The sequence below is a fragment of the Amycolatopsis halotolerans genome (genome assembly GCF_042647905.1).
Lineage (GTDB): Bacteria > Actinomycetota > Actinomycetes > Mycobacteriales > Pseudonocardiaceae > Amycolatopsis > Amycolatopsis halotolerans.
Window position 1 is genome coordinate 105160 of record NZ_JBHRWI010000049.1, and the last position, 13456, is coordinate 118615.

Here is a 13456-nt window from a genome sequence, read left to right on the forward strand (position 1 = left end):
TGGCATTCGGTGCGTGAGATGCACCCAATGCCACATTGGGGCGTTCGCCGGGTCAGCTGCGGGCGTGCGCGTCTAGCAGGTGCGCGACCGCTTCGGTGACCTGCTGGGCGTAGTCCAGGTTCAGCCACTCGTCGGGAACGTGGATGTTGGAATCCGCCCCGCACGCGCCGGTGACCAGGAACTGCGCCTCCGGGTACTTCTCGCCGAGCAGGCCCATGAACGGGATCGACCCGCCCATGCCCGCCGCGCGGTGCGGACGGCCGAACACCTCGTCGTCGACCCGGCGCAACGCGTCGGTGAGCCAAGCGGCTTCCTCCGGCGCGTTCCAGCCGTTCTCCGCCTGCTGGTCCTCGGCGATGGTGACCTTCGCGCCGTACGGAACGTCCGTGGTCAGCACCCGCTTGATCGCCGCCAGCGCGTCGTCCGCGACCGCCGTGGGCGGCAGGCGGAAGCTGAGCGTGAGCGTGGTGCTCTGCCGCAGCACGTTGCCTGCTTCGGCGGGCAGCGGAAGCCCTTCGCCGCCGATGATCGACAGCGTCGGCCGCCAGTAGTTGTTCAGCAGCAGCTCAAGCGCGTCCTCGGACACCGTCTTTCCGCCGCTCACCAACGGGAACGCGGTGTGCAGCGCTTCCGGGGCCACCTCCGCGACCGCCTCGATCTCGGCGCGGCGGCTGGCCGGCACCTCGACGTTCAGCTCGGACAGCTTGATCTCGCCGGTTTCCGCGTTCTCGATCCGCTCCAGCAGCTGCCGCAGCACGCGGAACGAGCTCGCGACGACACCGCTGGCCAGGCCGGAGTGCTGCGCGGTGGCGAGCAACTGGACGTTGACCGTCAGGTGCACCATGCCGCGCAGGCTCGTGGTGAGCCACAGCCGCTCGTAGTCCATGCCGCCCGCGTCGAGGCAGACAACGAGGCTGACTTCACCGAGCCGTGCACTCAGGTGCTCAAGGTAAGCGGGCAGGTCCGGACTGCCGGATTCTTCGCCGGTTTCCAGCAGCAGCGCGATTCGCGCGTGCTCGCCGCCGGCCGCGTGCACTGCTTCCAGCGCGGCACTGGCCGCATACCCGGAGTAGCCGTCGTCGACCGAACCGCGGCCGTAAAGGCGACCGTCGCGGATGACCGGCGTCCACGGGTCGAGGCCTTCGGACCAGCCGCCGACCGGGGGCTGCTTGTCGAGGTGGCCGTACATCAGGACGGTGCCCTTGTTCGTCGCGCCCGGGGTGGCCGGAACGTCGACGAACAGCAGCGGAGAACGGCCTTCCAGCTCGATGACCTCGATCCGCGCGCCCGGCAGGGCGCGCCCTTCGAGGTAGGCCTTGACGTGCTGGACGGCGGCGGCGAGATGCCCGGTCGACGCCCAGTCCGCGTCGAACGCCGGGGACAGCGCGGGGATCGCGACCAGACCGGACAGGCTCGGCGTGACGTCGTTGATCCACGTCGAGACCACGGATTCGCGTACGGATTTTTGTTCCACAGCGCCATCTTGCCACGGTGACCGACGTCACCGGCACGAGTGAACGTCGTGAGTGCCGATCGCGGTTCCCACCGGGACAGCCACTCACGAGGGCAGGTGGGACGCGGGATGGCCGACCGACCATCGCCTCTCCCATACTCGGGCTTCCAAACGTTTTCCCTGTTCAGCGAGGTTTTCTCAGCAACAAATCAGCAACTGCCGCTCTCCATCGGAGTAATTCTCGTGCCAGGATGTGGCCACGAACCGTCAACGCCGACGATGACCGGAGCACCTCGGACCCGAGGCGCCGGTCCCCGCCGGTGCAGTCGCTGTGGCCGCCACAAGCGGCCGTCAGAGGCGCCGACACCGAGGAGAACAGCTCATGCCGTCCGAACAGTGGACGCACCCGGAACCTGGAGACGGGCCGGCCGCCGTAGCGGCCCAGCCTTCCCCTGAACAGGTGATCGCCGGTTTGCGAGCGACAAGCGAAGGTGGCGCTGAGCTCACTCAGCTGCTCACCCCCGAGGGCCAGCGGATCCCGTCCGAGCGGTTCGACCGCTACGTCGCGGACGTGGACGACGAAACGCTGAAGAACCTCTACCGCGACATGGTGCTGGTGCGCCGCGCGGACCGCGAGGCCAACGCGATGCAGCGCCAGGGGCAGCTGGGCATCTGGGTGCCGCTGCTCGGCCAGGAAGCCGCGCAGGTCGGATCAGGTCGCGCGCTGCAGCCGCGCGACATGGCTTTCCCGAGCTACCGCGAGCACGGCGTCGCCTACACCCGCGGCGTCGACATGCGCGACCTGATCGGGATTTTCCGCTGCACCGACCACAGCGGCTGGGACTACCGGGCGCACGGGTTCCACCCGTACACCATCGTCATCGGCAACCAGGTGCTCAACGCGGCTGGTTACGCGATGGGCCAGAAGTTCGAGGGCAAGGTCGGCGACGAGGGTGGCGAGGCCACCATCTGCTACTTCGGTGACGGCGCGACTTCGCAGGGCGACGTGCACGAAGGTTTCGTCTGGGCCGCGGTGTACGACGCGCCGCTGGTCTTCTTCTGCCAGAACAACCAGTGGGCGATTTCCGAGCCGACCGAACGCCAGTCGCGGCTGCCGCTGTACCAGCGCGCCCGCGGCTACGGCTTCCCCGGCATCCGCGTGGACGGCAATGACGTTCTCGCCTGCCTCGCCGTCACCCGGTGGGCGCTGGAGGAATGCCGGCACGGCAACGGCCCGGTGCTGATCGAGGCGTTCACCTACCGGATGGACGCGCACACCACGACCGACGACCCCACCCGCTACCGGCTCTCGGACGAGCTGGAGGAGTGGAAGCTCAAGGACCCGATCGAGCGCGTCCGCGCGTTCCTGGCCCGCAACGGGCACGCCGACCAGGCGTTCTTCGACAGCGTCCAGGCCGAGGCGGACCAGTTCGCCGCCGAGCTGCGCGACTACACGTTCAACATGCCCGAGCCGCCGCCGGACCGGGTGTTTTCCCAGGTGTACGCAGAACCTTCGCCGGTGCTGGAAGCGCAGCGCGAGGAGTATCTGTCCTATCTCGACGGTTTTGCCGCGGCGGGTGAGCACTGATGACTGATCTGCAGAAGCTCACGATTGGCAAAGCGCTCAACCTCGGTCTCCGCCGGGCGATGGAGGAGGACCCGAAGGTCCTGATTATGGGGGAGGACGTCGGCAAGCTCGGCGGCGTCTTCCGGATCACCGACGGACTGCAGAAGGACTTCGGCGAGCAGCGCGTGCTGGACACGCCACTCGCCGAATCGGGCATCATCGGCACCGCGGTCGGCCTCGCCGTGCGCGGATTCCGGCCGGTGTGCGAGATCCAGTTCGAAGGCTTCATCTTCCCCGGCTTCGACCAGATCTCCTCGCAGCTGGCGAAGCTGCACTACCGCACGCAGGGCAAGGTCAAGATGCCCGTCGTGATCCGGGTGCCGTTCGGCGGCGGGATCGGCGCGGTGGAGCACCACTCGGAATCGCCGGAATCGCTGTTCTCGCACATCGCCGGCCTCAAGGTGGTGTCGATTTCGAACGCAGTGGACGCCTACTGGGGCATCCAGGAGGCGATCCGCTCGGACGACCCGATCCTCTTCTTCGAGCCCAAGAAGCTGTACCACTCGGGCGCGTTGAAGATGGAGGTCGACACCTCGACGGCACCGTCGCGGGTGTTCGCGTCGCAGGTGGTGCGCGAGGGCACGTCCGCCACGGTCGTCGCGTACGGACCGTCGGTGAAGGTGGCGCTCGACGCCGCCACGGCCGCCGAAGCCGAGGGCAAGTCGCTGGAGGTCATCGACCTGCGCACGCTCTCGCCGCTCGACCTCGGACCGGTCTTCGAATCGGTCCGCAAGACCGGACGGCTCATCGCGGTCAGCGAAGCGCCGTCGGAATCCTCGCTGACCTCGGAAATCGCGGCCCGCGTTCAGCAGGAATGCTTCTACTCCCTTGAGTCCCCCGTCCTGCGCGTGACCGGATTCGACACGCCGTACCCGCCTGCGAAGCTCGAGGAGCACTACCTCCCCGACCTCGACCGGGTCCTGCACGCTGTCGACCGATCTCTCGCCTGGTAAGGGGGTTGCATCAGAAATGCCCGAGTACAAACAATTCCCCCTGTCGGACACGGCGGAGGGGCTGACTGAGGCCGACATCCTCGCCTGGCGCGTCAAGCCGGGCGACACGGTCACGGTCAACCAGATCGTGGTCGAGGTCGAGACCGCGAAGGCCGCTGTCGAGCTGCCGATCCCGTGGGCCGGGGTGGTCACCGAGCTGCACGTGGAACCGGGGCAGACGGTGGAGGTCGGGACGACGATCCTGACCATGGACGTGGATCCCGGCGGGAAAGCCGCGCCCGCCGCTGCTGCTGCTTCCGCTCCCGCGCCCGCTCCGGCCGAGGAGGAGATGAAGCCGCTGGTCGGCTACGGCTCCAAGGCGGCCGGAACAACCCGGCGGGCGCGAAAGCACCCCAATGTGGCATTGGGTGCGTCAGATGCACCGAACGCCACATTGGATGCGTCGCACGCACCGAACGCCACATTGGATGCGTCGCACGCACCGAACGCCACATTGGATGCGTCGCACGCACCCAATGCCACATTGGATGCGTCGCACGCACCCAATGCCACATTGGGGCAGCCCCCGGCCCCAGCGGCACCGGCAGAACCGGCGGCCCCGCGCGGCGGTTACGTCCCGCTGGCCAAACCGCCGGTCCGCAAGCTGGCCAAGGACCTCGGCGTCGACCTGCACTCGCTCACCGGCAGCGCGGACGGCGGCGTGATCACCCGCGACGACGTCCACGCCGCCGCCAACGGTTCCGCCGCCCCCACGGTGTCCACAGTGTCCACTGTGGACACCGGCTACGACCCCGCCACCCGCGAGCGGCGCGTGCCGATCAAGGGCGTCCGCAAGGCGACCGCGGCCGCGATGGTGCAGAGCGCGTACACCGCTCCGCACGTCACGGAGTTCCTCACCATCGACGTCACGCCGATGATGGACCTGCGCGAGAAGCTCAAGAAGTCGCGCGAATTCAGCGGCGTCAAGCTCACTCCGCTCGCGTTCGCGGCGAAGGCCGTGTGCCTCGCGGCGAAGCGCACGCCGGACGTCAACGCGGTGTGGGACGAGGCCGCGCAGGAGATCGTCTACAAGGATTACGTGCACCTCGGCATCGCGGCGGCGACCCCGCGCGGTCTCGTGGTGCCGAAGATCCGGGACGCGGATTCCTTGTCGCTCAAGGAACTCGCGGGCGCGCTCACCGAGCTGACCGACGTCGCGCGCGAGGGCAAGACCACGCCGGCGGCGATGCTGGGCGGGACGTTCACGATCACCAACGTCGGCGTTTTCGGCGTCGACACCGGCACGCCCATCATCAACCCGGGCGAGTCGGCGATCCTGGCGGTCGGGGCGATCCGCGACACCGCGTGGGTGGTCGACGGCGAGATCAAGGTGCGCAAGGTGATGCAGCTGTCGCTGAGCTTCGACCACCGGGTGGTCGACGGGCAGCAGGGGTCGGAGTTCCTCGCCGACGTCGGTGCGCTGCTGGCCGATCCGGCGGTCGCGATCACGTACTGAGCCGAGGGCCGTGTCCACCCGGGCACGGCCTTCGCTTTATCGAGTTGACGGAGTGAGTGCTCACTCCGTAGCGTGGCGAGCATGGAAACGAGGAAAAGAGCACCGGGGATGGCCCCGGACGACCGGCGGCGGATGATCGTCCGCGCGGTGCTCCCGCTGGTCGTCGAGCACGGCCACGGGGTCACCACCGCGCAGATCGCCCGGGCCGCCGGGATCGGCGAGGGCACCATCTTCCGGGTCTTCAAGGACAAGGACGAACTGTTCGACGCGTGCGTGGAAGCCGCGCTCAATCCGGCGGAGGCGCTGGAGATGATCGGGGAGATCCCGGCTGAACTGCCGCTGGAGAAGCGGTTGGCCGAGGCTGCGGAGGCGATGAACGCGCACCTGCAGCGGATGGGCGCGGTGATGGCCGCGACCATGAAGGGCCGCCCGCGCGCGGCTGTGGAAGAAGCGCGCAACCGCAAGTCAGTGACCGGAGACAGCCGCCGCGAGTCGCTTGAGGCGATGCAACGCGCGGTGCGGGAGCTGTTCGTTCCGGACGCCGCCCGGCTGCGGCTTCCGGTGGACAAGGCCGCTTCGCTGTTCCTGGCGCTGCTGTTCACGCAATCCCGCCCGATGCCAGGCGCCCCGACCACTGACGAGGTCATCGACGTCTTCCTGCACGGTTCGGTGCTGGCGTGATCCCCGGCGGTGGGGGCGGGATCGAGATGGCCCTCGGCCGCCGCGGTCGCCGCAAGATGGCGCAATCCGTGCCGGACAGCGGTCTCACCGGGCCGGTCGACATCCCGGAACCGGAGCAGCCGGAACAGCCGAAAGGCCTGCGGGCGCGGCTGTCGCGCATGCGCACTTCCGTGGCAGGCACCGTCCGCGGCCTGCCGAAGGTCGCGAAACTGACCTGGCAGGCCAGCCCGACGCTGACGATCGTGCTCGCGGTGATCACGCTGGCGTCCGGCCTGCTGCCGACGGTCACCGCGTATATCGCGAAAATCCTGCTGGACTCGGTGGTCGCGGCGATCCAGCATCGCGGGTCGACGGCGGACATCGTGCGCATCACGCTGTTCCAGTTCGGCGTGCTGGCGGCGACCGCGATCAGCAGCTCGCTCACCACGATCGCGCAATCCCTGTTGCAGGAACGGATGACGCTCAGCATCCGGCACCAGGTCATGCGGCACGCGAGCGACCTGCACCTGGCGTACTTCGAGGGCTCGGCGTCCTACGACATGCTGCGCCAGGCCGCGCAGGAGGCGCCGACGCGTCCGTTGTCGATGATGACCTCGGCGCTCGGCCTGATCCGGACGCTGATCACCTTCGCCAGCATGATCGCGCTGCTGGTGTCGATCAGCCCGCTGCTCGCGCTGGTCGCTTTGCTGGCCCCGATTCCGGCGTTCATCTCGCAGTCGAAGTACGGTTCGCGGGCGTTCTGGCTCACCTTCATGATGTCGCCGATCAAACGGCGGATGGACTATCTGTCCTCTTTGGTCACGACGGACACGTATGCCAAGGAGACCAAGCTGTTCGGCCTCGGTCCGTACTTCGTGGACCGGTTCCGGAAGCTGGGCGTGGTGGCGTATGACCGGCAGCGGAAGCTGACGGTGAAACGGAATGTCAGCTCGACGTCATGGGGATTGCTGAGCACGCTGGTCGGCTCGGGGATCGCGTTGTACATCGCGCTGGAAGCGGTGGGCGGACGGCTGACGCTGGGCGACTTGGCGCTGTACACCGCCGCCGCGACGTCCGTGCAGAGTTCGGTGACCGGACTGTTCACCGCGTTTTCCGGGATGTACGAGAACAATCTCTACCTGGACACGCTGTACCGGTTCCTCGACACCACACCGGAAATCACCGCCCCGCCGAAGCCGCGGCCGCTTCCGTCCACTGTGGATGGACACATCCAGTTCGAGTCGGTGAGCTTCAGCTATCCGGGCGCGGACGAACCGGCCTTGCACGGGGTGAGCTTCGAGATCCGTCCCGGCGAAACCGTCGCCGTGGTGGGCCGCAACGGCGCGGGGAAGTCGACGTTGTTCAAGCTGCTGTGCCGGCTGTACGACCCGACGGCGGGCCGGATCCTGTTGGACGGCGTGGACATCCGCGAGTACGACCCGGTCGAACTGCGCACCAAGATCAGCGCGATGTTCCAGGATTACGTGACGTATCAAGGCACCGCGGCGGAGAACATCGGCCTCGGCGACCTGAACCGGCTCACCGATCGCGCGCACATCGAGGAGTCCGCGCGCCGCGCCGGAGCCGACGAGCGCATCGCCCGGCTGCCGACGGGTTACGACAGCCCGCTCGGCCGCTGGTTCGACCAGGGCGTGTCGCTGTCCGGCGGGGAATGGCAGAAGATCGCGCTGGCCAGGGCCTTCCAGCGCGAGGCCCCGATCCTCATCCTGGACGAGCCGACGTCGGCTTTGGACGCCCAAGCCGAGCACGACCTGTTCAACCGGCTGCACACGTTGTCGCGCGGGCGGACGACGCTCTACATCTCGCACCGGTTCTCGACGGTCCGCCAGGCCGAGCGCATTCTGCTGCTGGACCACGGGAAAGTCGCGGAGTACGGAACGCACGAGGCGCTGATGGCGGCCGACGCCGGATACGCGGAATTGTTCACGCTGCAAGCGGAGGCGTACTTGAAGTGATTATGTTGGGGTGATCAGCCGAGGGGGTTTCGTGCTCATCACCACTCAGGACCTGGGGGTCACCGCGGGCGAGACTGAGCTGTTCAGCGGTCTCGACCTGGCCGTCGACGCCGGCGAATGCCTGGTCGTCCGCGGTGCCAACGGGGCGGGGAAGTCGACGTTGCTGCGCTGTCTGTACGGGAATCAGGTGCCGACGTCCGGTTCCGTGTCCGTCTGCGGCGGGCCGCCCGACGAGCGGTCCGCCGCTTTCCGCCGCCGGGTTTCAGTGCTTTTCGACGATTCGGCGCTCTTCGACGAGCTCACGCCGCGCCAGCATCTCGACCTGCTGCGCAATTCCTTCGGCGGCGAACTGGCCGACGGTCCGGTGCCGGCTCCCGACGTGCCCGCGTCGGAACTCTCCGCTGGACAACGACGTCGGCTCCTGCTGCACGCCGCGGTCGCGCGCCCGCACGAGGTGCTGTTGCTGGACGAACCGGAGCGCGCCCTGGACGCCGACGGCCGGGCTTGGCTGACCACTCTGGTCCGCACCAGCACGGGACGCGGCGCGGCGGTGGTCGTGGCGAGCCATCACCCGCCGCTCGCGGACGAGGTCGCGGATTACGTGGTGGACCTGTGAAACGCCCGGACCTGGTCCTGGCGCTGGTCATCGCGGTCGGCCTGCTGGGATCGCCGTTCTACAACACCGAACTGGTGCGGAGCCAGCTGATCGGCGGCGCTCCGGTGGGCGCGCTCGGCAGCCTGCTCGTGCTGTGCACCGGCCTCGCACTGGCCTGGCGCGCGACCTTGCGCCGAGGCTATCTGTGGGCCCATCCCGCCACGCTGACCTGGGACGATTTCGACGGGCAGCGGCCTGCCGCGCTCACCCACCGGCTCGTGCTGGACTGGGCCGCCCGCTTCGGTGTCGCCGCGTATTTCTTCGCGGTGTCGGGCATGCTCATCGGTTTCCCCAGCTCGCTCGTCGGCCCATTGGCGCTTTTCGTGGTTGTCGCCGCACTGGCACTGGCGATGGGCCGCCGCCGCTCGCTCCCCGGCGAATCCCTTCTCCCGCTTACCCTCGCACTGCCGCTGATCGTTCCACTGTGGACATACGTGGCAGCCGCCGCCATCGCCGCCTGCGCACTGGCTCGGTCCTCTCCATTGCCGCACACAGTTTCTCGCGACACCCTGATCCGGCACTACACCGAACGCATGGTGCGCCGGACGTCCGCCGCCTTCCTGGACGTCTGGGCGCTGCTCCCGGCCGGACGCCCAGTGCCGTGGCGGAACGCGCTGGCCGGACGCTTCATCGTCACCCGGTATGTCGTCACGGGGACTCTCGCGCGCCGGTACACCCTCGGCCTGCCGGTCTTCCTGGCACTCGCCGTAGTCGCGACCCACGCGACCTTCCCCGCCGTGACGTCGGTGTGGCTGCTCGGCATCGGCGGTTATCTGGCGCTGCTGCCGTTCACCGCGCCGGTCGCGCAGTTGCATCGAGTGCCCGGACTCCGCCGTTGGCTGGACGCGTCAAACCTGCGCCTGCACGCCGTGACCTGTGCTTTCCTGTGCCTGCTCGCCCTGGTCTGGGCGGGTGTGGTCCTGCTGCTGGGCATCCCAGCCTCCGTCAGCGCGGTCGTGGCTGTCCTGATCGCCGCGCTGTCGGCGGTGCGCTCGGTGACCCGCGGCCCGCTGGACTTCAGCTCGATGGGGATGGTGCTGTACGAGGGCGTCCTGATCCCCGCCGGACTGGTGCGGCAACTCGTCCGCGGCCCGGATCTGCTGGTGCTCGGATTAATTGCCGCGAGTTTCGTCCCGGTCTAGTTCTAGGCTTGCTCGCCATGGGGCGACGCATCATGGTCACGGGCTGCTCCGGGGCCGGAAAATCCACCCTGGCCAGGCACATCGGTGCCGCCCTCGACATCCCGGTCACACATCTGGACCGGCTCCACTGGCGTCCCGGCTGGGTTGAAGCCCCGCCAGAAGAGTTCCGCGCCGCCGTCGCCGAGGCCGCCAGCACGGACAGCTGGGTGATCGACGGCAACTACAGCAAGACCTTCGACCTGCGCCTGCCGTTCGCCGACACCGTCGTGCTGCTGGACGCCTCCCGCTACACCTGCCTGTATCGGGTCGTGGGGCGGCAGCTGCGCGAGTGGGGCCAGGAAACGCAGGCGCCCGGGTGCGTGTCGAAGATCGACGCCGAGCTGGTCCAGTGGATCTGGAAGTGGCCGACCCGCCGCCCGCTGATGCTGCGGCGGATCGCCGCCGAAGCGCCGACCGCACGGCAGGTGCTGCTGCGCTCGCCACGCGAGGTGTCCGCGTTCCTGCAGCGCCTGCGATGATCGCCTCGCGGGACCGGGAATGCGGTGCCGCACAAATGGAAGCCCGAGTTGGAAAGATCCTGTTCGAGGCGGCACAGGCATGGCGTCAGGCCGGTGACGACGACCGCGCCATCGCACTGTTGACCCAGGCTGTCGCACTGGGCGGTGCGGAAGGCGACAACGCCCGAGCAGAACTCGCCGAGGTGCTGTTCGATCTCGGCCGAGCAGTCCCAGGTCCACCTGGACGAGTTGCGGGACCAGCGGCTGTCCTCGCCTCTTCCGACCGAGCGATCGGCAGCCCATCCCGGCACCCTGACCTGGACTTTCTCGCGGCCGGGAGCAAAACCCGGCACTCGTTCGTTCACTGAGCATGGCTGTCGTGTTCCTGCTCTACGTCATCGCTGAAGTCGCCGCCATCTGGGCGGTCGGCTCGGTCGTCGGTGTGCTCGGCACGATCGGTCTGCTGATCGCGGGCGCGTTCGTGGGCTCGTGGCTGGCGCGCCGCGAGGGCGGCAAGGCGATGCGCGCGTTCATGGCGACCGCGCAGTCCGGCCGCAATCCGGAGAAGGAACTGACCGACGGCATGCTCGTCGCGCTCGGCGGCGTGCTGATCATGGTCCCCGGTTTCGTCAGCGACGTGCTGGGCCTGCTGATCCTGGCACCGCCGACCCGCTCGGTCGCCCGGCGGTTCTGGCTGCGCCGCGCGGAGAAGCGCGCCGTCCGGTACGCCAACCAGCGCCGCGGCCCGGTGATGGTGGTGGACAGCGAGGTCGTCGCGGAGGAGCCGCGGCCGTCGAACCACCCGGTGATCGAAGGCCGGATCGTCGAAGGCTGAGTCTTTGCCACAATGGCTCCCGTGGAGCGGCTGGTAACGACTTCCGCGGTGAGCGCCCGCATGAGCAAACAGAAGTCCCGCAACACCGGGATCGAAATGGCGCTGCGCAAGATCCTGCACGCCGCCGGGTTCCGCTATCGAGTGCACCGACGTCCGGTCAAGGGCGTCCGCCGCGAGGCTGACCTGGTGTTCGGCCCCTCCCGCGTCGCGGTTTTCGTGGACGGCTGCTTCTGGCACGGCTGCCCGGAACACGGCACGTGGCCGAAGAACAATGCGGATTATTGGCGGACCAAGATCGAAACCAACCGCCGCCGAGACGCGAATACTGACGCACTGCTGCTCGAAGCGGGCTGGCTGTCCGTGCGAATCTGGGAACACGAAGCCAGCGATGTCGCCGCGTCGCGGGTGATCGAGACCGTGCAGGAACGCCGGCCCCATTAATGTTGGTGCCATGCCTCTACCGGGTCAGCCCACCGCCGCGGAGTTCTTCGCGGGCATCGGTCTCGTCCGCCTAGGCCTGGAACCGGCCGGCTTCGACGTCGCGTGGTCCAACGACATCGAACCGGCGAAGCAAGCCATGTACGAGGCACACTTCCACGACCAGGGCGCGCACGAGTACGTCTTAGGCGATGTCGCCGCCCTGCGCGGTGCCGACCTGCCCACGGGCCTCAGCCTGGCCTGGGCTTCCTTCCCGTGCACGGACCTCTCCCTGGCTGGCTGGCGTCGCGGCCTGGCGGGTTCGCACTCGTCGACGTTCTGGGAATTCACCCGCATCCTGGACGAGCTGGGCCCGGACCGTCCGCCAGTAGTAGCGCTGGAAAACGTCGTAGGCCTAGCCACGAGCCACGGCGGCAACGACCTCCGCGCCGCGATCCGCGAACTCAACCGGCTCGGATACTCCGCCGACGCCCTCACCCTGGACGCCCGGCGGTTCGTTCCGCAGTCGCGGCCGCGGTTGTTCATTGTCGGCGCGCAAAACCCGCCTTCGGACTCGCCTGCGCCCTCGCCGCTGCGCCCCGCTTGGCTCTCGCTCGACCCTTCGTTGCGGACACATCGCGCCGCCTTGCCCGCGCCGCCGCCGCTGCTGGTCACCGGGCTATCCGCCGCCGTCGAACGTCTGTCCACCGATGACGAGCGTTGGTGGACGCCCCTGCGTGCTGACGCGTTCGTTGGATCCCTTTCGCCGCTCCAACTGGAGCGCTTGACGCAGTTGCAGGCGGGAAAGAAGCTGGTCTACCGCACCGCTTACCGCCGAACCCGAAACGGAAAGCCAGTGTGGGAAGTCCGGCCAGACGACATCTCCGGCTGCCTGCGCACCGCCCGCGGCGGGTCGTCCAAACAGGCCGTCGTACAAGCTGGCCGAGGCAGCGTTCGAGTCCGGTGGATGACCCCACGCGAGTACGCCCGGCTGATGGGCGCCGGGAAGTACGCACTGGACGGACTACGGAACAACCAGGCCCTGTTCGGCTTCGGGGACGCGGTGTGCGTGCCGGTGGTGCAGTGGCTGTCAGAGAATTACCTGATGCCGTTGGCCCGTGGGGAAATGAGCCTGGAGACCGCGGTCTAGTCCGCCCCAGTCGGCTTAGGAATGTCGAAATACCCCGACAACCGCACCGCCGGCGCGTACTCGCCCTTGACCTTCACCTTCCCGGTAACGAACATCGCCGCCACCGCGGCATTCCCGGTCGCCATCCGGATGAAGTCCTCCACCGCCACGGTGATCGTCGTGTCCGGAGTCCGAGCCAGGTCGGTGCTCGACACGCACAACCCGTCCTCGATGACCGTTTGGTAGCGGTCGAAATCGTCCCCGGCGGGGAAGCGCCACGAGACCACGATGTCCACGTGCCGGGCTCGTTCCGGGAGGAAGTGTTCCGACATCCGGCGGAAGATCTCGTCCAGGAAGACCGCGCGCAACTCGTCGTGGTCGGCGATGCCTTTCAGCTGCTCCCGTGAAGCCGCCGCGACGACATCCACCAGGGCCTGGGTGGTCAGCGAGCCGATGTCGATGCCGGCTCCGGCCGTGCCGAGCATGTGCAGCGTCTCCAGGACCTGCACGAACTGCTCCGGAGTCAGTTTGCCCACCTCGAGGGTGCGGGCGAAACCGTTCACCGCGTGCTCACCGGGTGAGTGCGCGGCACGCATGCGCGAGCGCCAGCGGGACAC

Annotated in this window: 13 protein-coding genes; 11 read left to right on the top strand and 2 right to left on the bottom strand. The window is 68.3% G+C overall.

Going from position 1 to position 13456, the window contains the following annotated elements:
• Positions 1 to 52: 52 nt before the first annotated feature.
• Positions 53 to 1474 (bottom strand): M20/M25/M40 family metallo-hydrolase, encoded by a 1422-nt coding sequence (locus tag ACFORO_RS34220; RefSeq protein WP_377871259.1) that lies wholly within the window; start codon positions 1472 to 1474, stop codon positions 53 to 55.
• Positions 1475 to 1835: 361 nt separating this feature from the next.
• Between ACFORO_RS34220 and pdhA the strand changes: the two genes are divergently transcribed.
• The 11 genes from pdhA (at position 1836) to ACFORO_RS34275 (ending at position 12860) form a co-directional block, all read left to right on the top strand.
• Complete coding sequence (gene pdhA / locus ACFORO_RS34225) at positions 1836 to 3041, top strand: pyruvate dehydrogenase (acetyl-transferring) E1 component subunit alpha (protein WP_354735671.1); 1206 nt, start codon at positions 1836 to 1838, stop codon at positions 3039 to 3041.
• On the top strand, positions 3041 to 4033 hold the full coding sequence (locus ACFORO_RS34230) for an alpha-ketoacid dehydrogenase subunit beta (RefSeq protein WP_377871260.1): 993 nt from the start codon (positions 3041 to 3043) through the stop codon (positions 4031 to 4033). Before pdhA ends, ACFORO_RS34230 begins: the two co-directional genes overlap by 1 nt.
• A 16-nt stretch (positions 4034 to 4049) precedes the next feature.
• Complete coding sequence (locus tag ACFORO_RS34235) at positions 4050 to 5528, top strand: dihydrolipoamide acetyltransferase family protein (RefSeq protein WP_377871261.1); 1479 nt, start codon at positions 4050 to 4052, stop codon at positions 5526 to 5528.
• Between the two features lie 108 nt (positions 5529 to 5636).
• Positions 5637 to 6209, top strand: coding sequence for a TetR/AcrR family transcriptional regulator (locus ACFORO_RS34240; RefSeq protein ID WP_370940618.1), 573 nt, complete (start codon positions 5637 to 5639; stop codon positions 6207 to 6209).
• A gap of 20 nt (positions 6210 to 6229) precedes the next feature.
• Positions 6230 to 8164, top strand: a complete 1935-nt coding sequence (locus tag ACFORO_RS34245) for an ABC transporter ATP-binding protein (protein WP_377871315.1) — start codon at positions 6230 to 6232, stop codon at positions 8162 to 8164.
• A gap of 31 nt (positions 8165 to 8195) precedes the next feature.
• The gene (locus ACFORO_RS34250) at positions 8196 to 8780 is read left to right on the top strand and encodes an ABC transporter ATP-binding protein (protein WP_377871262.1); all 585 of its coding nucleotides are present in this window, start codon (positions 8196 to 8198) and stop codon (positions 8778 to 8780) included.
• Positions 8777 to 9961, top strand: a complete 1185-nt coding sequence (locus ACFORO_RS34255; protein ID WP_377871263.1) for a hypothetical protein — start codon at positions 8777 to 8779, stop codon at positions 9959 to 9961. The genes ACFORO_RS34250 and ACFORO_RS34255 overlap by 4 nt, the downstream gene beginning before the upstream one ends.
• Positions 9962 to 9978: 17 nt before the next feature.
• The gene (locus ACFORO_RS34260; protein ID WP_377871264.1) at positions 9979 to 10479 is read left to right on the top strand and encodes a DNA topology modulation protein FlaR; all 501 of its coding nucleotides are present in this window, start codon (positions 9979 to 9981) and stop codon (positions 10477 to 10479) included.
• Between the two features lie 349 nt (positions 10480 to 10828).
• Positions 10829 to 11293: an FxsA family protein gene (locus ACFORO_RS34265; protein WP_377871265.1), complete on the top strand. Its 465-nt coding sequence runs from the start codon at positions 10829 to 10831 to the stop codon at positions 11291 to 11293.
• Between the two features lie 12 nt (positions 11294 to 11305).
• Positions 11306 to 11734, top strand: coding sequence for a very short patch repair endonuclease (locus tag ACFORO_RS34270; protein ID WP_377871266.1), 429 nt, complete (start codon positions 11306 to 11308; stop codon positions 11732 to 11734).
• Between the two features lie 10 nt (positions 11735 to 11744).
• Complete coding sequence (locus ACFORO_RS34275) at positions 11745 to 12860, top strand: DNA cytosine methyltransferase (protein ID WP_377871267.1); 1116 nt, start codon at positions 11745 to 11747, stop codon at positions 12858 to 12860.
• On the opposite strand, the gene ACFORO_RS34280 is transcribed toward ACFORO_RS34275, so the two are convergent.
• Positions 12857 to 13435 carry an SCP2 sterol-binding domain-containing protein gene (locus tag ACFORO_RS34280; protein ID WP_377871268.1) on the bottom strand — a complete coding sequence of 193 codons (579 nt, stop codon included), beginning with the start codon at positions 13433 to 13435 and terminating at the stop codon, positions 12857 to 12859. The two genes, ACFORO_RS34275 and ACFORO_RS34280, sit on opposite strands and share 4 nt — an antisense overlap.
• Between the last annotated feature and the right edge of the window lie 21 nt (positions 13436 to 13456).

What these genes read in the sequence shown, in the direction of transcription:
- pdhA (WP_354735671.1), top strand. Translation starts at nt 1,836, where the DNA reads ATGCCGTCCGAACAGTGGACGCACCCGGAACCTGGAGACGGGCCGGCC.
- ACFORO_RS34230 (WP_377871260.1), top strand. Translation starts at nt 3,041, where the DNA reads ATGACTGATCTGCAGAAGCTCACGATTGGCAAAGCGCTCAACCTCGGT.
- ACFORO_RS34235 (WP_377871261.1), top strand. Translation starts at nt 4,050, where the DNA reads ATGCCCGAGTACAAACAATTCCCCCTGTCGGACACGGCGGAGGGGCTG.
- ACFORO_RS34240 (WP_370940618.1), top strand. Translation starts at nt 5,637, where the DNA reads ATGGCCCCGGACGACCGGCGGCGGATGATCGTCCGCGCGGTGCTCCCG.
- ACFORO_RS34260 (WP_377871264.1), top strand. Translation starts at nt 9,979, where the DNA reads ATGGGGCGACGCATCATGGTCACGGGCTGCTCCGGGGCCGGAAAATCC.
- ACFORO_RS34265 (WP_377871265.1), top strand. Translation starts at nt 10,829, where the DNA reads ATGGCTGTCGTGTTCCTGCTCTACGTCATCGCTGAAGTCGCCGCCATC.
- ACFORO_RS34270 (WP_377871266.1), top strand. Translation starts at nt 11,306, where the DNA reads ATGGCTCCCGTGGAGCGGCTGGTAACGACTTCCGCGGTGAGCGCCCGC.
- ACFORO_RS34275 (WP_377871267.1), top strand. Translation starts at nt 11,745, where the DNA reads ATGCCTCTACCGGGTCAGCCCACCGCCGCGGAGTTCTTCGCGGGCATC.
- ACFORO_RS34280 (WP_377871268.1), bottom strand. Translation starts at nt 13,435, where the DNA reads ATGCGTGCCGCGCACTCACCCGGTGAGCACGCGGTGAACGGTTTCGCC.